At 67.8% G+C, this 24,523-nt stretch carries 22 protein-coding genes; 6 read left to right on the forward strand and 16 right to left on the reverse strand.

All coding sequences use genetic code 11. From position 1 onward, the window contains the following. Position 1: 1 nt before the first annotated feature. Genes L8G49_RS01375 through L8G49_RS01385 form a run of 3 tightly spaced genes read right to left on the reverse strand, consistent with a single transcriptional unit; the run spans position 2 to position 2,956 of the window. A complete protein-coding gene (locus tag L8G49_RS01375) occupies positions 2 to 934 on the reverse strand; it encodes a tyrosine-type recombinase/integrase (protein ID WP_242182804.1) in 933 nt (310 codons plus the stop codon). A gap of 2 nt (positions 935 to 936) precedes the next feature. Further along, complete coding sequence (locus L8G49_RS01380; RefSeq protein ID WP_242181993.1) at positions 937 to 2,838, reverse strand: hypothetical protein; 1,902 nt, start codon at positions 2,836 to 2,838, stop codon at positions 937 to 939. Next, entirely contained in the window at positions 2,819 to 2,956 is a 138-nt protein-coding gene (locus L8G49_RS01385) for a hypothetical protein (protein WP_242137188.1), read from the reverse strand. The genes L8G49_RS01380 and L8G49_RS01385 overlap by 20 nt, the downstream gene beginning before the upstream one ends. An 89-nt stretch (positions 2,957 to 3,045) precedes the next feature. Here L8G49_RS01385 and L8G49_RS01390 point away from each other — a divergent pair, with 89 nt between their 5' ends. The 3 genes from L8G49_RS01390 to L8G49_RS01400 are packed head-to-tail and all read left to right on the forward strand — an operon-like array spanning position 3,046 to position 4,849. Continuing rightward, complete coding sequence (locus L8G49_RS01390) at positions 3,046 to 3,612, forward strand: shikimate kinase (RefSeq protein ID WP_277923004.1); 567 nt, start codon at positions 3,046 to 3,048, stop codon at positions 3,610 to 3,612. Then, a complete protein-coding gene (gene aroB, locus L8G49_RS01395) occupies positions 3,609 to 4,700 on the forward strand; it encodes a 3-dehydroquinate synthase (RefSeq protein WP_242181995.1) in 1,092 nt (363 codons plus the stop codon). Before L8G49_RS01390 ends, aroB begins: the two co-directional genes overlap by 4 nt. Continuing rightward, positions 4,700 to 4,849, forward strand: coding sequence for a DUF2256 domain-containing protein (locus L8G49_RS01400; RefSeq protein WP_242137190.1), 150 nt, complete (start codon positions 4,700 to 4,702; stop codon positions 4,847 to 4,849). Before aroB ends, L8G49_RS01400 begins: the two co-directional genes overlap by 1 nt. Positions 4,850 to 4,992: 143 nt before the next feature. On the opposite strand, the gene L8G49_RS01405 is transcribed toward L8G49_RS01400, so the two are convergent. The 5 genes from L8G49_RS01405 to radA all read right to left on the reverse strand — a co-directional run bounded on the left by L8G49_RS01405 (position 4,993) and on the right by radA (position 9,603). Continuing rightward, on the reverse strand, positions 4,993 to 5,328 hold the full coding sequence (locus tag L8G49_RS01405; RefSeq protein ID WP_242181996.1) for a DUF423 domain-containing protein: 336 nt from the start codon (positions 5,326 to 5,328) through the stop codon (positions 4,993 to 4,995). Continuing rightward, a complete protein-coding gene (locus L8G49_RS01410; RefSeq protein ID WP_242181998.1) occupies positions 5,325 to 7,085 on the reverse strand; it encodes a cation:proton antiporter in 1,761 nt (586 codons plus the stop codon). The genes L8G49_RS01405 and L8G49_RS01410 overlap by 4 nt, the downstream gene beginning before the upstream one ends. Beyond that, a complete protein-coding gene (locus tag L8G49_RS01415) occupies positions 7,082 to 7,516 on the reverse strand; it encodes an iron-sulfur cluster assembly scaffold protein (RefSeq protein WP_242182000.1) in 435 nt (144 codons plus the stop codon). The genes L8G49_RS01410 and L8G49_RS01415 overlap by 4 nt, the downstream gene beginning before the upstream one ends. 27 nt (positions 7,517 to 7,543) lie before the next feature. Next, a complete protein-coding gene (locus L8G49_RS01420) occupies positions 7,544 to 8,119 on the reverse strand; it encodes a CvpA family protein (protein ID WP_242182002.1) in 576 nt (191 codons plus the stop codon). 113 nt (positions 8,120 to 8,232) lie between these two features. Then, positions 8,233 to 9,603, reverse strand: coding sequence for a DNA repair protein RadA (gene radA / locus L8G49_RS01425; RefSeq protein ID WP_242182003.1), 1,371 nt, complete (start codon positions 9,601 to 9,603; stop codon positions 8,233 to 8,235). A gap of 164 nt (positions 9,604 to 9,767) precedes the next feature. Between radA and L8G49_RS01430 the strand changes: the two genes are divergently transcribed. Continuing rightward, a complete protein-coding gene (locus L8G49_RS01430; protein ID WP_242137196.1) occupies positions 9,768 to 10,190 on the forward strand; it encodes a BLUF domain-containing protein in 423 nt (140 codons plus the stop codon). 74 nt (positions 10,191 to 10,264) lie between these two features. Continuing rightward, positions 10,265 to 10,792, forward strand: coding sequence for a GAF domain-containing protein (locus L8G49_RS01435; protein ID WP_242182005.1), 528 nt, complete (start codon positions 10,265 to 10,267; stop codon positions 10,790 to 10,792). Here L8G49_RS01435 and L8G49_RS01440 read toward each other — a convergent pair. Beyond that, entirely contained in the window at positions 10,759 to 11,463 is a 705-nt protein-coding gene (locus tag L8G49_RS01440; RefSeq protein ID WP_242182007.1) for a glutathione binding-like protein, read from the reverse strand. The genes L8G49_RS01435 and L8G49_RS01440 overlap by 34 nt on opposite strands. A gap of 75 nt (positions 11,464 to 11,538) precedes the next feature. On the opposite strand from L8G49_RS01440, the gene L8G49_RS01445 reads away from it, so the two are divergent. Beyond that, entirely contained in the window at positions 11,539 to 12,693 is a 1,155-nt protein-coding gene (locus L8G49_RS01445; RefSeq protein ID WP_242182009.1) for a glycosyltransferase family 1 protein, read from the forward strand. 52 nt (positions 12,694 to 12,745) lie between these two features. On the opposite strand, the gene trxA is transcribed toward L8G49_RS01445, so the two are convergent. From trxA to L8G49_RS01480, 7 genes are all read right to left on the reverse strand, one after another. After that, complete coding sequence (gene trxA / locus L8G49_RS01450) at positions 12,746 to 13,069, reverse strand: thioredoxin TrxA (RefSeq protein WP_242137200.1); 324 nt, start codon at positions 13,067 to 13,069, stop codon at positions 12,746 to 12,748. Between the two features lie 64 nt (positions 13,070 to 13,133). Further along, entirely contained in the window at positions 13,134 to 16,583 is a 3,450-nt protein-coding gene (addA, locus tag L8G49_RS01455) for a double-strand break repair helicase AddA (protein WP_242182011.1), read from the reverse strand. Positions 16,584 to 16,817: 234 nt separating this feature from the next. Next, positions 16,818 to 19,775: a double-strand break repair protein AddB gene (gene addB / locus L8G49_RS01460; protein WP_242182013.1), complete on the reverse strand. Its 2,958-nt coding sequence runs from the start codon at positions 19,773 to 19,775 to the stop codon at positions 16,818 to 16,820. Further along, positions 19,768 to 20,532 carry a nucleotidyltransferase family protein gene (locus L8G49_RS01465; protein ID WP_242182015.1) on the reverse strand — a complete coding sequence of 255 codons (765 nt, stop codon included), beginning with the start codon at positions 20,530 to 20,532 and terminating at the stop codon, positions 19,768 to 19,770. Before L8G49_RS01465 ends, addB begins: the two co-directional genes overlap by 8 nt. Further along, positions 20,529 to 21,497, reverse strand: a complete 969-nt coding sequence (locus tag L8G49_RS01470) for a phosphotransferase (RefSeq protein ID WP_242182808.1) — start codon at positions 21,495 to 21,497, stop codon at positions 20,529 to 20,531. The genes L8G49_RS01465 and L8G49_RS01470 overlap by 4 nt, the downstream gene beginning before the upstream one ends. After that, entirely contained in the window at positions 21,494 to 21,934 is a 441-nt protein-coding gene (gene tsaE, locus L8G49_RS01475; RefSeq protein ID WP_242137204.1) for a tRNA (adenosine(37)-N6)-threonylcarbamoyltransferase complex ATPase subunit type 1 TsaE, read from the reverse strand. Before tsaE ends, L8G49_RS01470 begins: the two co-directional genes overlap by 4 nt. A gap of 114 nt (positions 21,935 to 22,048) precedes the next feature. Continuing rightward, positions 22,049 to 24,403, reverse strand: coding sequence for a PAS domain-containing sensor histidine kinase (locus L8G49_RS01480; protein WP_242137205.1), 2,355 nt, complete (start codon positions 24,401 to 24,403; stop codon positions 22,049 to 22,051). Positions 24,404 to 24,523: the final 120 nt, after the last annotated feature.

Below are 24,523 nucleotides of genomic sequence, written 5' to 3' on the forward strand. Positions count from 1 at the left end.
GTTAGGCTTCAGGCGTCTTCGCGTCAACGCGGCGTGTGGTGTCGGCAAGCGGATGACGGGCGTTGACCAGCGCAACGAGATGGCTCGCGTCGACGTGGGTGTAGATTTCGGTCGTCGCGATATCGGCGTGCCCCAGCATCGCCTGCAACGCGCGCAGATCGGCGCCGCCAGCGAGCAGATGTGTCGCGAAAGCGTGGCGCAGGACGTGCGGGCTGACCCGGTCGGGCGGGATACCGGCCTCCGCGGCCAGGCCCTTCAACAGCTGATATAGCCGAATTCGGCTCAAATGCGTCTTGCCGGACGGAAACAGCCAAGCGCTCTCCACCGCCACCTGCTGCCGCCAGAGCACAACCGCAGCGCGCGCACGATCCGACAGCGGGACCAGTCGCTCCTTGCCGCCCTTGCCGCGCAGGATCAGATACGGGCGATCGGACGCGATCGCGCGGCGCGGCAACGAGACCAGCTCGGTCGCGCGCAGGCCCGAGCCATATAATAATTCGACCAGCGCCGCGAGACGGAGATCCTTGGGATCGGGCGGATCGCGCGCGATCCGCTGTGCGATCGCCGCGAACAGCCGATCGACGTCGGCATGGTCGAGCACCTTGGGCAACCCGCGGGACGCACCGGGGCGCGGCAGGGCGTTCCCTGGATCGTCCGTCCGATGCCCCTCTTCCGCAAGGAACGCGAAAAAACGTCGCAGCGCCGCCGATTTTCGGGCGACACTCGCCTTCGACAGATCAAGCCAGACCGTCGCGACGCGCGCCAGATCATCGGGGGATGCCTGCACCAGCCGCCCCCCGAGCACGCCCGAGGCGAGCAACAGGTCGCTCCGATACGCGGCAACGGTGTTCTTCGCGGCCCCCGCGTCCGCCGTCATCATTTCGAGAAACCGTTCGATCAGCGCGCGATCCTCGCCGGTATCGCCCGGGATCATGGTCAAAGCCGCGACATCGCCTCTACGGCGATCATGCGGGCTTCTCCCACCAGGCCGACGGCGCGCAGCGCGGCGCAAATGTGATACAGCGCCTCGGGGGGAACGCCCCGCCACGACCGCGACTGCATTCCCGTTGCCGCCAGCAGCACGACGGTGCCGGGTTCGTTGTCCAGCGCCGCCTTGCCGATCGCGCGGGTCCAGCTGTTCGCCTGACCGACCGGGACGTTCAGCGTCTTCGCGCCCTGTTCGATATCGGCGGTCGTCAACCTTCCCAAGCCAGCCAGCGCTGCGAAATACATCCGCTGTTTCAAGCCAGCCGAATCGTTTGCACCGGCGTAGCCGCTGATCTCGCCATAGCCGACCGTCGGAGCCGATGGATCGACCAGCGTCAGCATCGCCCATCCATCGCTGCCGCGCAGCACCTTGTCGCGCCAGCGGAGCGCAGGCGTATCGAACCCAGCGCTCAGCATTGCCGCGATCAGTCGATCGGTATCCGCCTTTGCCAAGGTGGTCGGAATCCGCGTGGCCGCGCCCGCCGTCAGCACCAGGCGTGCATAGCGCGTCTCATAGCCCTTGGGCTCATCCCACAGCTTGGCTAGTGCCTCCGCACGGGCTGCTGCATCGGCACCTTCGTAGGCAGTGCGCAAATCGCGCGCCACGGTCGCCGCGGCGGGGATTTGGTCATCCCCTGCATCGATCGCTGCATATAGATCGACCAGCGCTGCACTCGACAGGATGCCGCGCGCGGCCGCGAAGTCGGCCGAGGCCGCGCGGGCACCCGGAGCAAGACTGGGCGACAACGACCGCCAGCCCTGCACCGCCGGTGCGCTGGCGTCGATCAGCGTGCCCGGGATCTCGACGCCGGTCGCCATCGCCAGGCCGTAGCGCCAGGCCGTGAGTTCCGGGACGTTGTCCCATTCGATCGTCACCGCCTGGCGGCCGCGTCCACCGCCGCCGATGACTTTCTCGGCAAGCAGCAGGTCGACGCCGCCGGCAACGCCCGACTTCCGGGCAGCCGCCAGCATCGGCTGCGCGCGTGCCGGCGTCCCCGACAGGCCGGCGCAAATCGCTTGCGCCATGACCCAGGCACGCTCCCGCCCCAGCCTGGCGCCATCTTCCGCCGCCGGACACAGAGCCGCGGGATCGCCCATGGCGAGCGCCGCCTGCATCGCGACTTCGAACATCTTCGGCGTGTAATCTTCGGTATCGACCGCTTGGGTCATCGCGCGTGCCGCAACCGACTCGCCCATCCGCACCAGCAGCCAAGCCCGCTCCGCCGCGAAGTCGGCTCCATTGACGCCGCGTGGTGTATCGACCCGCGCCATCAGCGCCCGCCGCAACGCGATCGACAACCAGCGCGACGCAACCGGCGGGTGCAAGCGCCGCATCAGCGTCTCAAGGAAGCGCCCATCCGCGCGGCCGAAGGCATCGGGTGCCATTGCCCCCTCGGACGGGCCGGCGACCCCGACGGAGGCCAGCGAGCGCCGCGCATAGCTCGGCATGTCCGCGCGGACGAAGGCGGCAAAGTCGGTCGGCGATGGCGGCGTGGCCGATGGTGTCGGCGTCGCATCAGGCGTCGGCTCGTCGCCCGGCAGGACAGGCGGAACCAGGGCGACCGGCGCTGCGGTGCTCGGCGCCGCGGCGGGGGCGTTCGCGACCGGCGCACGGTCGGCCGGGGTCGACCTGTCGGGTGCAGGGCTGCGCGGCGGCGCCACGGCGGCAGGCGTCGGACGCGCGCGCGGACGGACCGGGGCCGCCGACGGAGCGGGGTTCGGATCGCCGAATCCGGGGGGCAGGATCGATTCGGGCCGGTTCTGCCCGAGCGCGGGAATCGTCAGCGTCGCCGCAAGCGCAGCCGATGCAAAGATTGCCGGTAGCGCGCGGCTACTTCTGAAGGTTCGCAAGCGGCACTGCCTTTTCGACGTGCTTCATCGGCTTTTCGTGCGCCATCCCCGACAGCGCGAACAGGCCGCCGACCAGGACGGCCACGACGACGAGAAGCACGATGAGCAAGCGGGGCATGGGCAAGACCTGTAACGGACCGGAAAGACAAGAGCGGCGCAAGCGAGCTTTTGCCCGATGCGCAGGTGCGCTGTATAGCCCTCGTTTCGATGTTGCAAAGCCCGCCGCCTTCTCAGGATACCGCCCTGCCCGACCCATCTCGTTGGAATGGGGAGCCGATCGTGCTCGTTGGGCTGATGGGCGCTGGCAAATCGACGGTTGGCCGCAGGCTGGCGGGCCGGCTCGGCCTGCCATTCGTCGATGCCGATACCGAGATCGAAAACGCGGCAGGCATGTCGATACCCGATATTTTCGAAAGATTCGGCGAACCGTATTTCCGTGATGGCGAACGCCGCGTAATCGCGCGACTGATGGATGGGGAGCGGCGTGTGATCGCGACCGGCGGCGGCGCCTTCGTCGACGAGCGGACCCGCGAATCGATCCTGGCGCATGGTTTCGCGATATGGCTCGACGCGAAGCCCGCCGTGCTCGCCGACCGCGTCTCGCGGCGTGACACCCGGCCGTTGCTGCGCGGGCGCGATCCGCTCGCGGTGCTGGAGGAACTGGCGCGGGTGCGTAATCCTTTCTACGCCATGGCGCCGCTGCGCGTGTCCAGTCACCGCGCACCCCACGACGCAACCGTCAACACCATCCTGAAAGCGCTCGGACAGATATGACGACCATCCCGGTATCGCTTGGCGCGAGAAGCTATGACGTCGTGATCGAAGAAGGTCTGCTCGCGCGCGCGGCCGACCGGTTGAAGCCGCTCGCGCGCGGTCGCCGCATGGTGATCGTCACCGATTCGAACGTCCTGTCTCATCTGGCCACGCTGCAGGCTGCGCTGGACGAAGCGGGCATTGCCAGCGAAGCGATCGTGCTGCCGCCCGGGGAGGCGACCAAATGCTGGGCGCAGCTCGAGGCCTTGACCGATCGGCTGCTCGGCCTCGGGGTCGAGCGCGGCGATCACGTCATCGCGCTTGGTGGCGGCGTGATCGGCGATCTTGTCGGGTTCGCCTGCGCGATCCTGAAGCGCGGCTGCGGTTTCGTGCAGATCCCGACCACCTTGCTAGCGCAGGTCGATTCCTCGGTCGGTGGCAAGACCGCAATCAACAGTCGGGCGGGCAAGAACCTGATCGGGGCGTTCCATCAACCGGCGCTGGTGCTGATCGATCCGGACGTGCTCGACACGCTTCCGCTACGGCAAGTGCGGGCTGGGTATGCCGAAGTCGTGAAATACGGCCTGATCGATGATCCCGCGTTCTTCGACTGGTGCGAGGCGAACGCTTCAGAGCTGCTAGAGGGAGCCCCTGCCGCCCGCGCCTATGCGATCGCGCATTCGGTGGCCGCAAAAGCGCGAATCGTGGCGGAAGACGAACGCGAGACGACCGGCGCCCGTGCGCTGCTCAATCTCGGCCATACCTTCGGCCATGCGCTGGAAGCAGAAGCGGGCTTCTCGGACCGGCTGCTGCACGGTGAAGCCGTGGCGGCGGGAATGGCGCTCGCGTTCGCCTATTCCGCGGCGCACGGCCTGTCGCCGGCAGCGGATGCCGAGCGCGTTTCGCGGCACCTGCGCGCGATCGGCCTGCCCGATGGCGTTGCCGCCGCCGGCATCTCGGCCAGTGCGGACGTGCTGGTCGATCACATGCTGCACGACAAGAAAATGGACGCCGGAACCCTGCCGTTCCTGCTCGCCCATGGGATCGGCCGGACGTTCCTCGATACGTCGGTCGATCTCGCGGACGTTCGCGCCTTCCTGGCCGCCTGATGCCCCGCGGCGTCGCCAAACGCGATCTGCCGAGCAAGATCTGCCCGGTGTGCGAGCGCCCGTTTGCCTGGCGCAAGAAATGGGAACGCGACTGGGATTCGGTGATCTATTGCTCCGACCGGTGCCGGATGACCAAGAAATCGAAGTGACCGCGGTCGACTGGCGGTTTCGGACAGTCCGAACAGGCTTCCACGGCGAGGAGCGGAGCGCCTACTGACGCCGGGGCACGCCGACGCTTTCGGTTCTGACGAGGTTGCGCGGAGGCAGGTGACTGTAGGCTGGCCCCCTTGCCTTACGCCGCCCCGCGCGCGCTCCAGGCGAGCCATAACCAGCCTGCAATCAGCAGCGCCCCGCCGATCGGGGTAATCGCACCCAGCCAGCGCGGCAGGCCCAACGCCATCAGATACAGCGTGCCGGCGAAGATCGCGCCCCCGGCGACAAACAGCCAGGCGGGACCACGCGCCTCCATGCGCACCGCCACCAGGGCGGCGACCACATGGATCAGCTGGTAATGCGCCCCTGTGGTCAGCCACTTGGCGGCATCACCCGATGCGCCGTGCGCGCCGAGCGCGCCCGCGCCGACCGCGATCGCTCCACATAACGCGGCCAGGACCGCCAGCATCTTCATCCGCCGAGTTCCTCACTGAGCCCTTCGCGCGAGACCTGCGTGATGATCCGGTCGCGCGCCGCCCGGATATCGCCCGCTTCGACTTGGGCCTTGAGCCGTTCCTTGTCCTTGTGGCGGTACAGGTCCTCGGTTCGATCGATCTCGGACGGATCGACCCCCACCTTGAGCAGCGCGAGGCGCGCCATCCTGACCGCGGACTCGAGCACTTCGCGGACGACCCCGTCGACGGGGGCGCCCTTCAGCTTGATGACCGCGCGACGATCATAGGCTCGCACGAAAATCGCGGCGTTGGGAAACGCCTGATGCACGCCCTCGACCAGATCTGCCGAAAGCTGGTCGCCATCGATGCAGAACATGATCAGCTCAGCCTCGCCCGCGCCGGCCTGCCGCAGCAGATCCATCCGCGTACCGTCGCCATAATAGACCTTCGCCCCGAATTCCCCGGCGATGTCGATCATCTCGATATCGTTGTCGATCAGCGTGACCGGAATGCCTTGCGCAATCAGCATCTGCGCCACGGTCTGGCCGAACCGCCCATAGCCGACGATCAGCGCGTTCGCTCCGTCAGACTGTGGGCCGTCGCGGTCGCCGGTCTGAATCGGCTCCTCGCGAATGCGCCGAGTGATCGACATGAGGAACGGCGTCGTCGCCATCGACAAGGTAACGATCGCGCCGAACAGGCTGGCCGCCTCGGGCGCGATCAGGAGCGCCTTCTGCGCCTGGGCGAACAGCACGAAGCCGAACTCGCCGCCCTGGCTGAGCAGCAGGCCGAGCGCGAGCGCGCTGCGCCACGTCATCCGGAAGATCAGGCCGATCGTGAAGATGATCAACGCCTTGGTCGCGATCAGTGCCATGGCCATGCCGATGACGAAGAACGGCCGCTCCGCGATCGCGTGCAGATCGAGCATCATGCCGACCGCCAGGAAGAACAGTCCGAGCAGGATCGAGCGGAACGGCTCGACATCCGCCTCCAGCTCATGCCGATACGGGCTGTCCGCGAGCATCACGCCGGCCACGAATGCGCCGAGCGCGGTCGACAAGCCGAGCGCTTCCATGATCGCAGCCGCCGCGACCACCGTGAACAGGGCGGCAAAGACGAACATCTCGCGCTCGCCCAGGTTGCCGATGATCCGGAAGAACGGCCGCAGCAGGAAACGGCCGGCGAGCACCAGCCCCGCCACCGCGCCGACGGTATAGAGAAACAGCAGCCAGCCCGGTGGACCGTTGGCATCGGCGGGGTTCCGCGACAAGACCGCGACGATCGTGATGAGCGGCACGATCGACAGGTCCTGGAACAGGAGGATCGAAAACGCGCGCTCGCCGAACGGCGTTCGCATGCGGCCGGCGGACTGCAGCATGGGCAGGACCTGCGCGGTCGACGACAGGGCAAGCGGCAGCCCGAGGACCAGCGCCGCCGCCCCCGAGAAATGCGTTGCCACCCAGACCACGCCGGTCACCGCCAGGCCGCAAGCCACGACCTGCAGCAGGCCCAGACCGAAGATTTCCTTCTTGAGCGCCCATAGCCGGGACGGATTGAGTTCCAGCCCGACGATGAACAGCAGCAGCGTGATCCCGAGTTCGGCGACCCCGATCTTGGATTCCGCATTGCCAACGAGATGCAGCACCTGCGGACCGACCACGGCCCCGGCCACCAGATATCCAAGCGTTGCGCCGAGCCCGAGCCGGCGGAAGATAAGAACGAAAACAAGCGCAAAGCCGCCAAGGACGACACCGTCGAACAGCAGCGATTGGGTCACGAGGGCGTCTTTTCCACGGCGGACCGGCTCGCCTCGGCGGCGGCCTCGAACGCCAGCCGGATCGACGCATGTCGCGCGCTGTGCGGCAGCGCCGGCGTCAGGATCTCGAACCCGGGCCAGTCGGGCAGCGGGCCCTCGCCCGCAAGCCACGCCGCCACCGCATCACGCGCGGCCGCCAACTCATCCGCCGACCTGCCCACGACGGTTGCGCCCATCAGCGATGCCGATGCCTGACCAAGCGCGCACGCCCGAACCAGCATACCAAGCTCTGCGACCCGCCCGGCGTCGTCCACCGTCACATCGACCGTGACGCGGCTGCCGCAGATCGGTGACCGCTTTTCGGCGGTCCCCATCGGATCGGTCAGCCGGGCATGATAAGGGATCGTCGCGGCAAGGCGAAGGATTTCGGTGTTGTAGAGCGGCGCGTTCATGCACCGTATGTAGGTAGCGCAGCCGGCTCAGTCACCCTGTTTGGCATCATTCGTCGGCTGGGCGGGGGTCGTGCGTCCCAGCGTCGGTTCGAACAGGGGAAGGCCCTTGCGACGGCGATCGACGAAATCCGCGATACCCGCGCTCGTGATGTTGAGTAGCGGATAGACGCGCGCGGATTTCAGCCAGACCGGCCGGTGCGCTGGACCACCGCCCATCGTGTCGGTCACCAGCACGACCAGCAGAAACCCGAGGCTCGCCAGTATCAGGCCCTTCAGCGCACCGAAACCGAAGCCGAGCGCGCGATCGATCGGTCCGACGACCGAGTCGCGCGTCCGGGCACCAATCGCATTGGCCACCATGCGCCCTCCGAAATACGTCCCGCCCGCCAGGATCGCAAAGGCAAGCACCGCCGCACCCGCGGTCGTTCCAATCATGCCGGTCAGCGCATGCGTCAACGGAACGTGAAACAACTTGATCGCAAAAATGATCGCAACCCAGGCGAACAGCGACAGCACTTCCGTCACGAAGCCGCGCACGATGCCCAGCACCGCCGCGCCGCCGACCACGATAAGGACTACGATGTCGAGTGCGGTGAGGTTCATCCTCGAGGCCATATCCGGAGCGGGCCGCCAAAGTCGAGCGCGATGCGCGCGGCATCGCGACCGATTACCCGCCCCCTCGCCCAGACCATGCGCACGACGCGCCGCATCCCACGCTATTTCCCCAGCATATGCTCGACGAACCCACCGAGCGTGCGAAAGCCGGTCAGCGTAAGTCCGCTCTTGTCGTCGTTCACCGCCGACGGCAGCAAAGCGCGTTCGAAGCCGAGCTTCCCCGCTTCCTTCAACCGCAGGGGCGAATGCGCGACCGGGCGGATCTCACCCGACAATGCGATTTCACCGAACGCCACCGCGTCGGCGGGCACGGGTCGTTCGCTCAATGCGGAAACCAGGGCGGCGGCAACCGCGAGATCCGCTGCCGGATCCTGGACGCGATACCCGCCCGCGATGTTGAGATAGACTTCGCAGGCTGAAAAACTCAGCCCGCATCGCGCCTCGAGCACCGCCAGCACCATCGCCAGCCGCCCACTGTCCCACCCGACCACAGCACGCCGCGGCGTCGCGCCGCTCGCGAGACGGACGACCAGCGCCTGTATCTCGACCAATACCGGACGCGTGCCCTCCAGCGCCGGGAACACGGTCGTCCCGGTCACGCCTTCCTCGCGCTGGGTCAGGAACAGCGCCGACGGATTGCCGATTTCCGTCAGCCCTTCGGCGACCATCGCGAAAACACCGATCTCGTCGGTCCCGCCGAAGCGGTTCTTGATCGCCCGTAGGATGCGATATTGATGGCTCCGCTCGCCCTCGAAGCTCAGCACCGTATCGACCATATGCTCCAGCACGCGCGGACCGGCGATACTGCCGTCCTTCGTGACATGACCGACGAGCACCACCGCGGTGCCGCGCTCCTTGGCAAAGCGGATCAGTTCCTGCGCCGACGCGCGTACCTGGCTTACCGTTCCGGGGGCACCCTCGATCAGGTCGGAGTGCATCGTCTGGATCGAATCGATCACCAGCAGCGCGGGCGGGGTCGCTTGCGACAGGGTCGTCAGGATATCGCGGACCGATGTCGCCGCGGCGAGCATGACCGGAGCCGACCCGAGACCGAGCCGTCGCGCGCGCAGGCGCACCTGGTCCGCCGCTTCCTCGCCGGAGACATAGGCCACCGGCAGCCCCGCCAACGCCATCTTCGCCGCCGCCTGCAACAACAGCGTGGACTTCCCGATGCCGGGGTCGCCACCGATCAACGTCGCCGAGCCTTCGACGAACCCGCCGCCAAGTGCCCGGTCCAGCTCGGCAATGCCCGACGCCAGACGATCGGGCAGCGTAATTTCCGCATCGAGCCCGACGAGCTGGATCGATCGCCCGCCACCCATCAGATTATGCTTGGCCTGGAACGGCGTGACATTCGCGCCCGCGTCCTCGACCATCGTATTCCATTCGGAACAGTCGCCGCACTGCCCGGCCCAACGGTGCGACACCGACCCACAGGATTGGCAGACGTAGCGCTTCTGAGGTTTTGCCATGAGGGCAATGTACGTGATCAGGAACGTTAAGGGAACAGGGTTTGCGCAGGGAGCTCGGTCGAGAAAGGGGCAAGCAACCTAAATCTATGTGATAATTGCTTCGAAATTAACGAAAGATTCGTCGTTAAATCGGATTTTGGGAGCGTTCACACCGGAGTTCCCTCATGCAGCGTATCCTCTACATCAGCACTGCCCGCGAAAAGCTCGATGACGCATCCCTGGATGGCATCCTGCGGATTTCGCGGCGCAACAATGCCGCCGTCGGTGTCACCGGCTTGCTGATCGTGGGAGGTCGGCGCTTTCTGCAGGTCCTCGAAGGGCCGGACGATGCGGTCGCCAGCGTCTATGACCGGATTTCGCGCGACGACCGCCATTTCGCCGTGGTACGCTTGTCGCGAAAGACGATCGAGGCTCGGACGTTCGGTGCATGGTCGATGGGGTATCGCGCGGTCAACCTCGGCGGGATCGACGATGGGGGCCGTCCCGGCAACCTGCCAGCCATCGTAGGGCGGCTGGTCGAGCCGATCGACGATGTCATCCTGCGCGCCGAATTCACCGCATTTGCGGCGCTTCACGCCGCCGCCTGATCGCGGCGACGCCAGCTTGCCCCCTGCCTTGTGGCGCCCGCAAAACACGGTATGGATCAGGGCGGGGAAACACGATGCATACACTGGCCGAGAAATGCGTCGCGTTGGCAGGAAATCCGCGCATTGCCGCGATCCTGCGCCACGTGTGCGACCTTACCGGGATGGGCTTCGCCGCGGTCGCGCGTGTGACCGACGATCGCTGGATTGCCTGCCACGTCCTCGACCAGATCGAGTTCGGTTTGGACGCCGGCGAGGAACTCGACCTCAAGACCACGATCTGCAACGATATTCGCCTTACCGGCCAAGCCATCGTCTTCGATTGCGCGTCGGCCGATGGCTATTGGCGCAGCCATCCCACCCCGATCCTTTACGGATTCGAGAGCTATCTGGCAGTGCCGATCACGCTGTCGGACGGGGCGTTCTTCGGTACGCTGTGCGCGCTCGACCCGGCGGCGCGCCGCGTCGACATGCCGGAGCTGGTCGCGACGATCCGTACCCTTGCAGATGAGATCGCCGCGATCCTTGATTCACCGGATCCGGATCCGGATCCGGCTCCGATGGTCCCCGGTCACGCGCGCGCGGGGATCGCCAGTCCGCGTTGAACTGCCGGGCGCGCCAATCCGCGTTCAAGCCAGGCATTCACGTTGGGATAATCGGCGAACCCGACCAGCTCGCCCGCACCGTAAAAATCCACCAGCGCCCGCACCCATCCCAACATCGCGATATCCGCGATCGTGTAGCTGTCGCCCAGGAACCAGTCCTTGCCCGCCAGGGCGGTATCCATCACGCCGAGCAATCGCCTGGCTTCCTCGACATACCGGTCGCGCGGGCGCTTGTCGTCGAAGTCCTTGCCAGCGAATTTCACAAAGAAGCCGAGCTGGCCGAACATCGGACCGACACCGCCCATCTGGAACATCACCCACTGGATCGCCTCCAGCCGTTTCACGGGATCGGTGGGCAGGAACTGTCCCGTCTTCTCGGCGAGATACAACAGGATCGCACCGGATTCGAACAAGCCGAGCGGCTCCCCGCCCGGACCGTCGGGATCGAGGATCGCCGGAATCTTGCCATTCGGGTTAAGCGATTCGAACGCGGGAGTTTTCTGGTCGCCGTTCGCAAAGTCGATCAGGTGCGGCTCATACGCCAGCCCGGTCTCTTCCAACATGATCGACACCTTGACGCCATTGGGGGTGGGCAACGAGTAGAGTTGCAGACGATCGGGATGCTGCGCCGGCCAGCGCCGGGTGATCGGAAAGGCAGAAAGATCGGTCATGGCGGAGGCCCCTCTCGGTACGATGATGTCGAGGGAGATAGTCATCGCGTGCGCGCTTCGCTATGGCGCCAGCCGATGGAAGCTTCCGATCTCCGTGTGGCCCTTTTCAGTGGCAACTATAACTATACCCGCGATGGCGCGAACCAGACGCTCAACCTTCTGGTGGGCCATCTGCTGAGCCGCGGGGCGAAGGTGCGCGTCTATGCCCCGACCAGCCGCACGCCGGCCTTCCCGCCCACCGGCGACCTGGTCAGCGCGCCGTCGATCAAGATCCCGCTACGCGGCGAATACAAGCTGACCCGCGGCATGGGAAACCGCGTCCGGCGCGATCTCGACGCGTTCGCGCCCAACGTCATTCACCTGTCGGCGCCGGACCGGCTCGGGCACAAGGCGCTGGAATATGCAGAAAAGCATAACATCGCCTGCGTCTCGTCCTACCATACCCGGTTCGAGACCTACATGAGCTATTACGGGCTCGGATTCCTGGTCCCGCTGATGATCCGGATCCAGGCGAAATTCTACAGCCGCGTCGACGAAGTCCTCGCGCCGAGCCAGATGATGGGCGAGATCCTGCACCAATGGGGCGTGCCGACCCCGGTGACGCGCTGGTCCCGCGGGGTCGACCACACCCGCTTCAACCCATCCCGCCGCGATCTCGCCTGGCGGCGCAGCCTTGGCATTGCCGATGACGAGATCGCGGTCGGTTTCCTCGGCCGGCTCGTCAAGGAAAAGGGGCTCGACGTGTTCGCGCAGGCGATGCACGCGCTCGACAAGCGCGGCGTCAAGCATCGCACGTTCGTCATCGGCGAGGGCCCGGCACGCGACTGGTTCGCGCAGGAGATTCCCGACGCCGTGTTTGCCGGCTATATCACCGGCGACGACCTCGGTCGTGCGGTCGCGTCGATGGACGTTTTCTTCAACCCGAGCGTCACCGAAACCTTCGGCAACGTGACGCTGGAAGCATTGGCGGCCGGTGTACCCGTGGTTGCGGCACGCGCCTCCGGGGCGGTCGGGCTGATCGAGGACGGCATCACCGGGCTGATCGTGCCGCCGACCGACATCGAGGGCTATGCCGACGCGCTCCAGCGGTTCTGCGAGGATGACGCGTTCCGTCGGTCGGCCGGGGCGGCAGGGCATGCCGAGGCGGCAAGCTATCAATGGGACCGGATCAACCAGACCGTGCTGGACACCTACCTCCGGGTTCTCGATCGACGAGCGCACGCCGCCTGATCGATCCGTCGAATTGCCCCCCGGATCGCTGCGATCCGGGGGGCAACGTGCCTCAGGCCAGCTCGCCCTCGAGCCACGCCTTAAGCCGGCTCTTCGGTTCGGCGCCGACCTTGGTCGCCGCGGGCTGGCCGTCCTTGAACAGGATCATCGTCGGGATCCCGCGAACGCCGAACTTGCCCGGCGCATCCGGATTCTCATCGATATTGAGCTTGGCGATCGTCACCTGCTCACCCAGTTCCTCGGAAATCTCCTCGAGGCTCGGCCCGATCATCTTGCACGGGCCGCACCATTCCGCCCAGAAGTCGACGAGCACCGCGCCCTGTGCATTGGTGACATCGGCATCCCAGCTGGCGTCGGTGATCTTCTTGGTCGGCATGGTCTATCTCCTTGTGTTGGCATCAACGTAGGGTCGCGTGTCGCGGACCTCAAGCGCGCGAGCGCTAGCTTTGCTCCGTGGTGGCGAAGCCGGGCTTGTTCGCCGCCAGGGTGGCGGCCGACAACAGGTGCAGCGTCGGGCCGCTGGTGTAGAGCAGCGCCGCCTCGATCGTCCGCCCCGGAAAGATCACGCCGAGTGCGGCGGCATAGGCCGCCATCTGCCGGAGATGGTAGGTCGGGATCGCGTCTTCCGTCGCGGGCACGCTGCGCCCGGTCTTGAAATCGATGATGCGAATCCGGTCGGCGTCGACCAGCAGCCGGTCGACCGTACCCGAAACCACGAACCCGTCTGGCAGCACCGCTGCGATCGGCGCCTCGGCCAGCGCCCGCTCGCCGAACGCCTCGGCCAGCCGGGGGTCGCCAAGCACCGCCAATACCGGCGCCGCGATTGCCGCGCGCGTGGCGGGATCGGCGACGGCACCACTCCGCTCGAGCCAGCGGTCCGCCGCCGCCGCACGATCGGACGGCGCGACCGGTGGCAGGCGTTCGAACAGCGCATGGATCAGCCGTCCCCGCTCGGCGGCGTCGCGCATCGCCGGGGTCGGTGGCGCGTCCGTCACCGCATCATCGCCGAGCGACGACGGTGCGAGCGGGCGCGGCGGGCGCGATTCGACCGGAGCGACGCGCATCGCCCAATCGGGAATTGCGACGGGATCGCGCGTCCCGTCGGCACGCGTGCGCGTCGGAGGAACCGGCTTCTCCGGATGATGCCCGATGAAATCGCGCGGCGCGGTTTCGGCGGGCAGCGCGAGCGCGGTCATCGCGCGATCGGCCGCGGCGTACCAGCTCGATTCGGGCGCCTGGCCCTGTGCGCTGGGCCCGACCGACCCGGCGATGATCAGCCGTTCCTCGGCACGGGTGGCTGCAACGTAGAACAGCCGCCAATGCTCCTCGAGATCGCGCGCCGCCGCATCGTCGACCAGTTCGGCGAGCGGCCCGGTCGCCTCGCCCTTGCGCGGACGGATGATCGGCAGCGCGTTGGCCATGTCGCCCGCCCGCCACTTGAGCGTCGCGCGTGGCGAGCGCGTCGGGTCGACCGCCGCGTCGGCCAGGATCACCAGCGGCGCCTGCAGGCCCTTGGCGCCATGTGCGGTCATCACGCGGACCGCGTCGAGCGGCGCCGACGGATCACGCTTGATCTCGACCTCGCCACGATCGAACCAGTCGAGGAAACGCTGCAACGACGGCGTGCCGAGCGATTCGAAGTCGAGCGCCGCGCTCAGCAACTCCTCGATCGGATCGCGCGCTTCCTGCCCGAGCCGGCGCAACAGCTTGCGCCGGCCGCCGAGCGGTCCGGACAGCAGCTCCTCGAGAAACTGATAGGGTGTCGCGATATCCGCGCGGTCCAGCATGGCGAAGAGGGGCGCCAGGTCTTCGCGCGGTTCGGTGCGCGCCACATGCCGCCACAGGCTGACCGCCCGCTTTGGGGCCGCCTGCATCAACCGATCCTGGCTCCAGCCGATCAAGGGCGAGACGAGCAGCGACGCCAGCGACAGGTCGTCCTCGGGCTGCAACACGAAGCGGATCGCGGCGAGCAGGTCCTGCACCGACAACGGCGCGTTGAGCCGCAACCGGTCGACTCCCGCGACCGGCACGCCCTCGGCGTACAGGCGCGCGACGATCAGCGAGGCGAGTTCGCCGCGCCGCTTGACGAGGATCATGATGTCCTCCGGCTGGAGCGTGCGGCCCTTGCTCTCGAGCATCAGCGTACCGACCCAGCCCTTGATCGTCCGGGCGATCTGGATCGCAAGCGCGCGGGTCGAATCGCTGATCCAGCTTTCCTCGTCTTCCTCGCTGCCACCTGCGACGACGAGCGGCCAAAGGCTTACGGTGCCCGGCCCCGGCACTTCGCTCGCATGGCGCTCGCGCTCGACGAACAGGCCGAGCCCCGGTTCGGGCAACAGGTCCATCGCGGTATCGACGAATTCGAGGACCGGACGCGTGGACCGGAAGGATTGCGTCAGCGACAGCCGGTTCCACGGCCGCGCGCGCATCTCGCCGGTGCGCAGCCGCTCCGCGCTGTCCGCCTCCCAGGCGGCTTCCGCGCGACGCCCGAAATCGAGTTCGGCCGCGCCGAAATATCTGGGATCCGTCCCCTGGAAACCGAAGATCGCCTGCTTGAAGTCACCGACCGTGAACAGCGTGCGGACTCCGCCGTCGTGGCTCCCGTCGCCGGCGAAAAACTCCTCGGCGAGCGCGCGAATGATCGCCCATTGCTCCGGGTTGGTATCCTGCGCTTCGTCGATCAGGACATGTTCGGTCGCCTGGTCGAGCTTGTAGCGGACCCATTCGCCCATGCCCGGCTGCTGCAGCAGCGCGATCGTCGCGCGGATCAGATCGTCGAAATCGACTGCGCCGAGCCGGTGCTTGGCACGATCATAGGTCGCGGCATAATCGCGCCCGACCATCAGCGCATCGGCGAGCAGGTCGGCATAAGCGGCACGCTCGCGCAGGCCGAGCAGGGCGGCGCAGGCCTCCCCGACTTCGATCGCGATGCCTGCATAATCGTCGTCCGCGGCGATCAGCTTGGGTGAATATTTGCGTGGCTCGCGCTTCGCGGTGAACGGCACCCCGATCAGGTCGCCAAGCATCGTCGCGCGCATCGCGGGCGTCGCCTCGATCCAGCATTCTGCGATATCGGCATGGTTGCCGCCGGTTGCAGTGCCCCAGGCGCGGTTTGCCGCCGCAAGCCGTGCAACGGCGTCCACGTCGAACTCGCTGTCGCTGCACGCTTCGCAGATCACGGCGTCGATATCACCGGTCGGCAGTCCCAAAGCGCGCCGCAGGAACGGGGCCACGCCGTCCCCCGCGGGCAGTTCCGCCATGGCGCCGGGCGCGCGGGCGCACGCCAGCAGGAAGCGTTCCGCCTCCCCTTCCCCTAGCCGCAGGCTGAGCGCGCCGACGGTGCTGATCGGCTTCTCGCGGCCTTCGGTTTCGGCGGCGACGAGCATCTCGGCGAGCGCATCGCGCGCCAGCACCGCTTCCTCGCGCGCCTCGATCGGGCGAAAGCCGGGGACCAGCCCCGCCTCGACGGGGAAGCCCGACAACAGGCTCTGGCAGAAGCCGTGGATCGTTTGGATCCGGATCCCGCCGCCCGGCGCGTCGAGCACGCGCGCGAACAGCGTGCGCGCACGCTGCTTGAGCGCGCGCGACGGGTCCTCGCCCAGCGCGTGCAGGTCGCTCGCGAGATCCGGATCGGGCATCCGCACCCAGGCCGCGAGCCGGTCGCCGATCCGCCCCGCCATCTCGGCCGCGCCGGCCTTGGTAAAGGTCAGGCACAGGATCGCCGCCGGATCGACCCCGCGCAGCAGCAACCGATAGGCGCGCGCGGTGAGCACCTGCGTCTTGCCCGTGCCCGCCGAGGCGGACAGCCACACATGGCCTGCGGGATCGCTCGCGCGCGCCTGCTGGTCCTTGAGGATCGGGAGCGGGCGGTGGCCCTTGGGTTCACTCATCGCGGGGCGCTCCCCACATCGTTGCGCTTCCCCGCTCCCCCTACACGCTTCCCCGGCGAAGGCCGGGGCCCAGCAGCGCGTGGGTTGTTACGGAACGCAGCATTGCCCAACCTCGACCAGCACGAATGGGCCCCGGCCTTCGCCGGGGAAGCGTTCGGGCGGGAAACGCCCCTCCTCAAAACCGCTCCAACCCAAACGAACGGACAGAAGGGTGCCGCAGGGAGCGCCGCATTATTACTCACGCCCATACCATTCGTCCCGCCGCATCAGCTGATCATACTCCGCAAACGGCGCGTAATCCGGATGCAACTTCGCCTCGAACCCGCGCATGCCCGTCAACCACTCACCCGCCGCGTCACTGAAATGCCGCGCCGCCAGCGTCACGAAATCCTCGGGCAGCACCTTGTCCAGCTTGCCCGCCGGATCGACCGGGGAGGACACCTTGCCGAACGCCTCGCCATTCTTGGTCAGCGACCAATATTCGAACCCGCGCGCGATGCCCGCGATATCCTCGAACCCGCCGCGCTCGGCGATCAGCCCGAGCAGGCCAAGCTGGAGGCTGAACCCCTCGCGTACCGCGGCGGCGGATGGTGCCTTGCCGGTCTTATAGTCGATGATCGCCAGGCTTCCGTCGGGGTTGCGGTCGATCCGGTCGAACTTGCCGGTCAGCGTGACACCCGCGATCGCGACCTTGCCCGATTGCTCGACCGCCAGCACGCTCCGACCGGCATCCGCCTGCTTGCCCATCTCGGCGACGATCCAGGTGATCGCTTCCATCAACCGGGGGCGCCAGAGCGCGCGCTGCATCGGGTGCGCGCCATCGAACATCGCCAGCGCGCGACCGTGGAGCGAATCGAGCGCACACTTGTCCTCGCGCGCCCATTGCTCGAGAATCGCGTGGACCGCCGTGCCCCGCCATGCCGCGCTCGGATCGGCGTCGACCGGGTCGAGCGGCACCAGACCGAGGATGCGCTTGGCGTAGAAGGCGTAGGGGTCGGCCTTCAGCCGGTCGACATCGGTCACCGCAATCGTCGTCGGGCGCCGATCGGCGGGCGGCACCGGCGCCGGGCGCTCCGCCGGGCGATGCTCGCGCGGATCATCGAGCGCGCGGGCCCAGCCCTCTAGCGCAGAAGCCCGTTCGAAGCGTTCGCCCGCCAGCGCCTGCAACCGCAGCCAGAAGCGCGACGCGATCGCTGGCTGCGTGCCGCCGCGCCGTGCACGGGTGATGAGCGCGCTCGGCGCCCCGAGCGCCTGCGCGAGATCATGCGCCGCCATGCCGACGCCGCGATCGAGCCCGGGCATGCCGAGCTCGATCCTGATCCGCGGCGCGAGCCATGGGTCGGGTGCTGGCAGGCCGGGCCATGTCCCTTCATTGAGCCCGCCGAGGATCATCACGTCGGCGGTCTGCAACCGCGCCTCGATCAGCCCGTAGATCGCAATGCGCGGATGCCCGCCCAATTGCGCGCGGACCGCGACTTCCCCCATCAACGTCGTCAACAGCGGCGCTATGCTGGCCGGATCGACCCGCAGCGGACCGTCCGCCGCATGATCCTCGATGCTGCGCAGCAATTCTGCAGCGGCGCGGCCGTTTGGCCCCGCCCACAAGGCGTCGCCGCACAGCGCCTGCGCGGTCTCCCGCAGCCCGGCGATCAACGGCGCGAGCGGTGCGTCGCGGGCGAACAGCGGCTCGAGCGGCTCCAGCAGCGCGCGCGCCTCGGGCCACCAGGCGATCGCATCCCCCGCCCGACGCGACTGTCGCAAATGGGCATCGATCCCGGCGAGCCCCGCCGCCGGGCGTGGCCCCCGCAGCACGCGGTCGAGCGCGCGCGCGCCATCCAGCCACGCGGTCCGCAGCGGCCCTGATCGCACCAGCGGATGCTTCAGCAACGTCAGCAACGCGAGCGGCGCGAACCGCTGCGTCGCCGCCTCTGCCAGCGCGGTCAGCAACGTGCCCGGCGGCAGGATCGACAACGGGCGGCCGGCGGAGTCGTCCACCGTAATGTCCCACCGCTTGCAATGCGCCGAAACGCGTCGCGCCAGGGCACGATCCGGCGTGACCAGCGCGGCGGTGCGACCCGGCGTATCGGCCACTTCGCGGAGCGCCAGCGCGATCGCCTGCGCCTCCTCGCCGGGGGTCGCCAGTTCGGCTGCGGTGATCCCGCCCAGCCGGCGCTGTTCCGCCGGCAGGCTGGCCCAGCGCGCGGTCGCCTCCGCCGTCGCCAGCGCATTGGCGACCGCCTTGCCGCGCGCAACGGTCGCGTCGTGATCGCTACCGTCGCGCCACTGGCGCACCTCGGTGCGGTTGACGCTCATCCGGTCGAGCAGGAGCTTGAGATGGAATTGCGGATGCGTTTCGATTGACCGGCGCGTGATCCCCGTGTCGGGATCGGCCCGGTGGGGTCCGAGTGCCTGCCACTCCGCTTCGTCCATCCCGATCGCGAGGTCCGCCATCACCACCATGCCACGCGGACGGTCGGCGACGCAGCGCAGCAGCCGCGCGACCGCGGGTGCGCTGTCGGTAATCCCCGCGGCGCAGATGAACCCGGACGGCGGAGCGACGTCCCACCGGTCCGCCAGTCGGCGCAACACCCGGGCGCGCCGGTCCGCCAGATCGATCCGCCCGATCCGTTCGAGTTCGGCCGGCCAACGATCCAGCACGATCTCGAACAGCGCCAGCGCACGTTCCCAATGCGCCGACATCGCATCGTTGAGCTCGATCTGGCGCAAACGAATCGGGGCGATGTCCTCCACAAGCAGCTGATCCAGCGTCCGCGCGAGATCACCTGCCAGACGCACCGCCTCGGCCGCATCGACTGGCTGTCCGCTCCTTGCGCGTTCCTCGCCGATCAACCGCGCAAGGATCATCCGGCGCTGCAACGGCTCGACCGCCGGGGGGATCGCATGGTCTGAGTCGGCGGGATCGAGCGCTGCGCCGACGCCGTCATCGAGTGCGGGATCACCGATCGCGACCAGCCGCGGCAGCAACAGGCCGCCCGCGCTGGCGCGCACGAATGCGTCGGTCAGCGCACGCTTGGCGCGATTGTTGGGCAACAACACCAGCCCGCGCGCAAGCGCCAGGTCATCGCCGTGCGCCGTCGGGCCGAACTGTCGGATCAGCCCCGTCGCCAGCGCATCGGCGAATGCACGATGCGCGGGAATCGTAAAGACCTTGGGCCGGACGGGCTCAGCCATCCGCCAGCATCGCCTCGGTCTTTCCGACCGCGGCCGGGGTGCCGACATCGAACCACAAACCCTGATGCACCAGCCCGTAAGCGCGCCCCGCGGCGATCGCCCGCTCCCAGAACAGCATCGTCGAGAACGGACCTTCCGGCCAGTCCGCGATCACGCGCGGCGAAAGGATCTGCACCCCGGTATAGACGAACGGCGCGAGCTTTCCCGGCTGGCGGCGGCCGGTGATCCGCCCGTCCGCGGCAAGCCGGAAGTCGCCCTGCCCGTCGTGGTGGTTCGCCCGCGCCAGCGGCACCAGCAGAAGCAGCGCGTCCATCGTCGCATCGTCCCACCGTGCCGCAAGCATCCGGATCGCGTCCGACGGTCCATCGACCCACAGGTTGTCGCTGTTGACCACGATGAACGGCGCATCCCCAATCAGGTCGCGCGCCTGGACGATCCCGCCGCCGGTCTCCATCAATTGCTTGCGTTCGTCCGATACGACCACGTCGATCCCCGCCACGCGGTTGCGCAAATGCGCTTCCAGCGTGTCGGCGAGATAGTGGACGTTGACCACCGCCCGTTCGACACCACTCGCCCGGAGCCGGTCGAACACATGGTCGATCAATGCCCGTCCGTTGACCACCACCAATGGCTTGGGACGGGTCGCGGTGAGCGGGCGCATCCGCTTGCCCAGCCCGGCGGCCATCACCATGGCCGTCCTGGGCACCGCCCCGCCCGGATCGGGCCGGATGTGCAACGTACGCTTGCGGTTGGTCACGCGGATAGCTCCATTGGGTTACCGCGCAGGTCAGGCGGGATCGTCGCATCGAACCAGGCCTTGACCGGTGTGAGTGCAGGATGCGCGAGATCGCGGTCGAGATACCGCCAGACCCGCGGACACAGAGCGGCGTAGCGGGTCTTCCCGTCGCGCTGCCACAGGCGCGTGAAGATGCCGACGATCTTCGCGTTCCGCTGCGCGCCGAGGACGTGATAGGCCACGTCGAAATCCTCGCCGGCGCCGGTCGCGGCGCGATATTGCGCAAGCATCCGCGCCTCGACCGCCGGTTCCACATCGCGCCGGGCATCCTGCAGCAGCGACACCAGATCGTACGCCGGATGCCCCGCCAGCGCGTCCTGGAAATCGAGCAGGCCGAGCGCGTCGTCATCGCCCAGCAGCATCAGGTTTTCGGCATGATAATCGCGCAACACGGTGACCATGGTTCCGTGCAAGGTCGTGCCGAGCACGGCAGCCCACGCCTGGTCATACGCCGCCTGGTCCGGCGTGACCCCAACCGCAGGGCAATACCATTCGGTCAGCAGATTGGCCTCCCGGTGCAGCACTGCCAGATCGTAGCGCGGGACCGGGGCGGGATCCTCGCGCTGCAGCCGCACGAGGATGTCGATCGCCGACGTGTAGAGCGCGATCTCGCGTCCGGGGGCAGCATCGATCGTCTCGCGCATCCGCACGTCACCGAAATCCTCGAGCAGCACCAGCCCGGCATCGAGATCGGCAGCATGGATCGCCGGCGCCGCGAACCCGCGTCCCTTCAGCCAGCGCGCGATGTCGAGGAACGGCCGCGGATCCTCCTGCGGCGGCGGCGCATCCATCAGGATCGCGCTGCGCCCCGTGGCAATCACACGGAAATAGCGCCGGAAAGAGGCGTCGCCCGCAACGGGTTCGATCGTCGCATCGCGCCATCCGTTCGCGGCAAGGAACGCGGCGGCGGCGGGCGGGGGAGTCATATCTGCTGCCATCGCTCCCTCCAGCCCGGCGGAACGTCGGCTGTCAAGCGACGCTGCCCGTCTTCTTCGATCGCAAGCGTCAGGGCGAGCGCATCGGGCCAATAGCCCGCCGCCCGCTCGGGCCATTCGATCACCAGCAGCGAATCACCTTCCGCGTCATCGAGGCCGAGCTCGTCGAGCTCGCCGGCATCCTCGATCCGATATAGATCGACATGCAGAACCGGGAATCGCACCTCGGGCGGCGCATAAGGCTGGACGATGGCAAAGCTCGGTGACGGCGCTTCGCCGACCAGTCCGAGCGCCGCGAGCAGGCCCCGCGCAATGCTCGTCTTGCCCGCGCCAAGCGGCCCTGCCAGCGTCACGACATCACCCGGGCGGGCAAGCGCCGCCAGGCGCGCACCGAGCGCTTCGGTCCGGGCAGCATCTGCGAGAATCATCTCAGTGGTCCTTCGACGACGGGTCGATTGCGGTCATGGCGGCATTCTGGTCGCAAGCAAGGCAGATCCGCCGGTCCCCGCCTCACCCTACCCGGGCGACGCGCTCCCTGAACCTCAGCGCCGCGGCAAGGCCACGGTGATCAGCGTACCCTGCCCCGGCTCGGACACCAGCTCGATCGTCCCGCCGTGCGCTTCCACGAATTGGCGCGCAAGCGGGAGGCCGAGCCCTAGCGCCCGTTCGCCGTTGCGCGTGATGCCCGGCTGGCCGAACCGATCGAACGCCCGCGCGACCATCTGTTGGCTCATCCCGATGCCGTCATCGGAAACGATCAACCGGACCGCCGCCGCCGTGCCATCCGCGCGCAACAGGATTCGGCCGCCCTCGCGCGTTCCCGCCACCGCATGCCGGAGCAGATGTTCGATCATCTGCTGGAGCCGCCGGGCATCGCCGAACACGTTGCCGGTCGAAAGCTGCAGGTCGACTACGAAATCCAGCTTCCGTTTCGCCGCAAGCGGCGCGACCGACGCCGCTGCCGCCTGTGCCGTCACGACGAAATCGACGTCGCGCTTGTCGAGCACGACCGTGCCACCTTCAGCCTGGGTGAGGTCGAGCACTTCGTCGACCAGCATGCCGAGCCGCTCGACCGACTCGAGGATCGCCTCGACATAGCCCTCCGCCGCCTTGCTGAGCTTGCCCGCATAGCCTTCGTTGAGCATTTCGGCGAACCCGCTGATCGAGGTCAGCGGGGTGCGCAACTCGTAGCTCATCGTCGCGACGAACGCGGTCTTGATCTGGTCCGCCGCCTCCAGCGCCTCGTTACGGTCGCGGAGCGCGCGTTCGATGCGGCGGCTGTCCGAAATGTCGAGCATCGTGAAAAGCCCGTTACCGTCGGGCAAGGGCACTGCGGCAAATTCATAGTGTCGCCCGTCGGCAAAGCCCACACGCCCGGCCCGTTGCTGCCGCTCGACCGTCGCCGCACGCACGAGGTCGCCGATAAGCGCGGCGCGCGCGGGATTGGCGAGCTGCCTGGCTGCCGCCTCCGCCAGCGCATCCACCCGCGGATGCGTCGCCAGGAACGATTCCTCGAAGCCCCACAGCGTGCGGAACTTGTTGTTCCACAATTGCAGCCGGCCGTCCGCCGCGAACACCCCGAGCGCCTCGTACAGATTTTCGAAGGTCGCCGTCCGGACCCGCAGCAGCGTATCGCGTGCGCTGGCCAGCTGGACCTGTTCGGTGCGATCCTCGAAAATCAGCAGCAGGCCGCCGTCGGGGAGCGGCTGTGCCACGACGCGCAGGTGGACGCCGCCCGGCAGATGCCATTCTTCCTCGATCGCGCCGCCGGCGGCCAGAAACCAGTCGCGCCGCTCGCTTTTCCAGCCCGGAAAGTCGCGGACCTCGGGAAGGCGCGACGCCTCGCGCATCCGTTCGAGCACGCGGTCGAACTCCGGGCGGTCCGCGAGCCATTCGGGCTTCATCGCGAAAATTCGGCGGAACGGCTGGTTGCAGAAAACGAGTGCCCGGTCCGGACCGAATTGCACCACCGCCGCCGAAACGCGATCGAGCATCGCGCGCTGCGCATCGTCGAACCGCTTGAGCTGCGCGCGCGCCTGTTCGAGATCCTCGATATCGATCGCAAATCCGGCTACGCCGCCGGTCGACAGCGGGGCATCGTAGACCCGCAGCATGCGCCGTTCGCCACGGATCGTGGCGGGAAGGGCCTGCGTCTGGATGGCCTTCGCGTCGCGCGCCGTCACCGCGCTGGCAAGCGGCCCCCCGACGCCCGATCCCTCGACCAGCTCGAGCCCGCGCTGCACAACGTCCTCGGGAGAACTGCCCTCGACCGCATCGACATAGTGCGAATTGACCATCGCCAGCCGCAGGTCGGCGCCGCGATACCACATCGGCATCGGTGCGGCCTGAATGATGCCGCTCAGTTCTTCATAATGCACGTTGGCATCGTCGACCGCCTTGCGCAGCCGCACGATCTCCGCCTCGCTGTCCGTCGCATCGAAGACCCAGAGCATCACGCCCCCGGGCACACGGACATCGCGCGCGGCGCGACTGCCGCGGATCATCAGCGCGCGCGACGAGCCGAGCGCACGGATCGCGCGCGAGAAGGCGCGGCCCGACTTTTGCGCCGCCGCCACATCCTGTCCCAGCAGCGCGAAATCCTCGGGCGCGATCCCGGCCCCATGGACCGAAAGGTCGTTCAGATACCGCGGGGGGCTTGTCAGCCCGAACCAGTCGGCCAGCCGTTCGGGACATTCGACGCGCCCGTCCGCGCGGACGATCATCGCCAGCGCAGGGGCCGAAGCCAGCGTGGCGGAGAGGCGCGCGTTTTCGGCAAAAGTCGCGGCAGCCTCCCGGCGCGCGCGCAAGCCGCCGTAGAGGATCACCGACGCGCCGGTAAGGAGCACCGCCAATCCAATTCCGCTCAGCAGTAGCGAACTCTGCACCAACCCGATCATTCCGCCCCTTCGCGACGGCGCATTGCCGGTTCCTCCGCCGCCGCCCGCGCTACCACCGGTCCAACGCCGTGCCCAGAGGATGCGGTCGATGTACCGCATAGATCAAGAAAAAAGGCCCGG

The organism is Sphingomonas sp. CARO-RG-8B-R24-01 (assembly GCF_022662295.1).
Taxonomy (GTDB): domain Bacteria; phylum Pseudomonadota; class Alphaproteobacteria; order Sphingomonadales; family Sphingomonadaceae; genus Sphingomonas.

Bases quoted from the DNA above. Each gene is read 5' to 3' on its own strand.
- L8G49_RS01375 (WP_242182804.1), bottom strand. From the start codon at position 934: ATGATCCCGGGCGATACCGGCGAGGATCGCGCGCTGATCGAACGGTTT.
- L8G49_RS01385 (WP_242137188.1), bottom strand. From the start codon at position 2,956: ATGCCCCGCTTGCTCATCGTGCTTCTCGTCGTCGTGGCCGTCCTGGTC.
- L8G49_RS01390 (WP_277923004.1), top strand. From the start codon at position 3,046: ATGTTGCAAAGCCCGCCGCCTTCTCAGGATACCGCCCTGCCCGACCCA.
- aroB (WP_242181995.1), top strand. From the start codon at position 3,609: ATGACGACCATCCCGGTATCGCTTGGCGCGAGAAGCTATGACGTCGTG.
- L8G49_RS01400 (WP_242137190.1), top strand. From the start codon at position 4,700: ATGCCCCGCGGCGTCGCCAAACGCGATCTGCCGAGCAAGATCTGCCCG.
- L8G49_RS01405 (WP_242181996.1), bottom strand. From the start codon at position 5,328: ATGAAGATGCTGGCGGTCCTGGCCGCGTTATGTGGAGCGATCGCGGTC.
- L8G49_RS01415 (WP_242182000.1), bottom strand. From the start codon at position 7,516: ATGAACGCGCCGCTCTACAACACCGAAATCCTTCGCCTTGCCGCGACG.
- L8G49_RS01420 (WP_242182002.1), bottom strand. From the start codon at position 8,119: ATGAACCTCACCGCACTCGACATCGTAGTCCTTATCGTGGTCGGCGGC.
- radA (WP_242182003.1), bottom strand. From the start codon at position 9,603: ATGGCAAAACCTCAGAAGCGCTACGTCTGCCAATCCTGTGGGTCGGTG.
- L8G49_RS01430 (WP_242137196.1), top strand. From the start codon at position 9,768: ATGCAGCGTATCCTCTACATCAGCACTGCCCGCGAAAAGCTCGATGAC.
- L8G49_RS01435 (WP_242182005.1), top strand. From the start codon at position 10,265: ATGCATACACTGGCCGAGAAATGCGTCGCGTTGGCAGGAAATCCGCGC.
- L8G49_RS01440 (WP_242182007.1), bottom strand. From the start codon at position 11,463: ATGACCGATCTTTCTGCCTTTCCGATCACCCGGCGCTGGCCGGCGCAG.
- L8G49_RS01445 (WP_242182009.1), top strand. From the start codon at position 11,539: ATGGAAGCTTCCGATCTCCGTGTGGCCCTTTTCAGTGGCAACTATAAC.
- trxA (WP_242137200.1), bottom strand. From the start codon at position 13,069: ATGCCGACCAAGAAGATCACCGACGCCAGCTGGGATGCCGATGTCACC.
- addA (WP_242182011.1), bottom strand. From the start codon at position 16,583: ATGAGTGAACCCAAGGGCCACCGCCCGCTCCCGATCCTCAAGGACCAG.
- addB (WP_242182013.1), bottom strand. From the start codon at position 19,775: ATGGCTGAGCCCGTCCGGCCCAAGGTCTTTACGATTCCCGCGCATCGT.
- L8G49_RS01470 (WP_242182808.1), bottom strand. From the start codon at position 21,497: ATGACTCCCCCGCCCGCCGCCGCCGCGTTCCTTGCCGCGAACGGATGG.
- tsaE (WP_242137204.1), bottom strand. From the start codon at position 21,934: ATGATTCTCGCAGATGCTGCCCGGACCGAAGCGCTCGGTGCGCGCCTG.
- L8G49_RS01480 (WP_242137205.1), bottom strand. From the start codon at position 24,403: ATGATCGGGTTGGTGCAGAGTTCGCTACTGCTGAGCGGAATTGGATTG.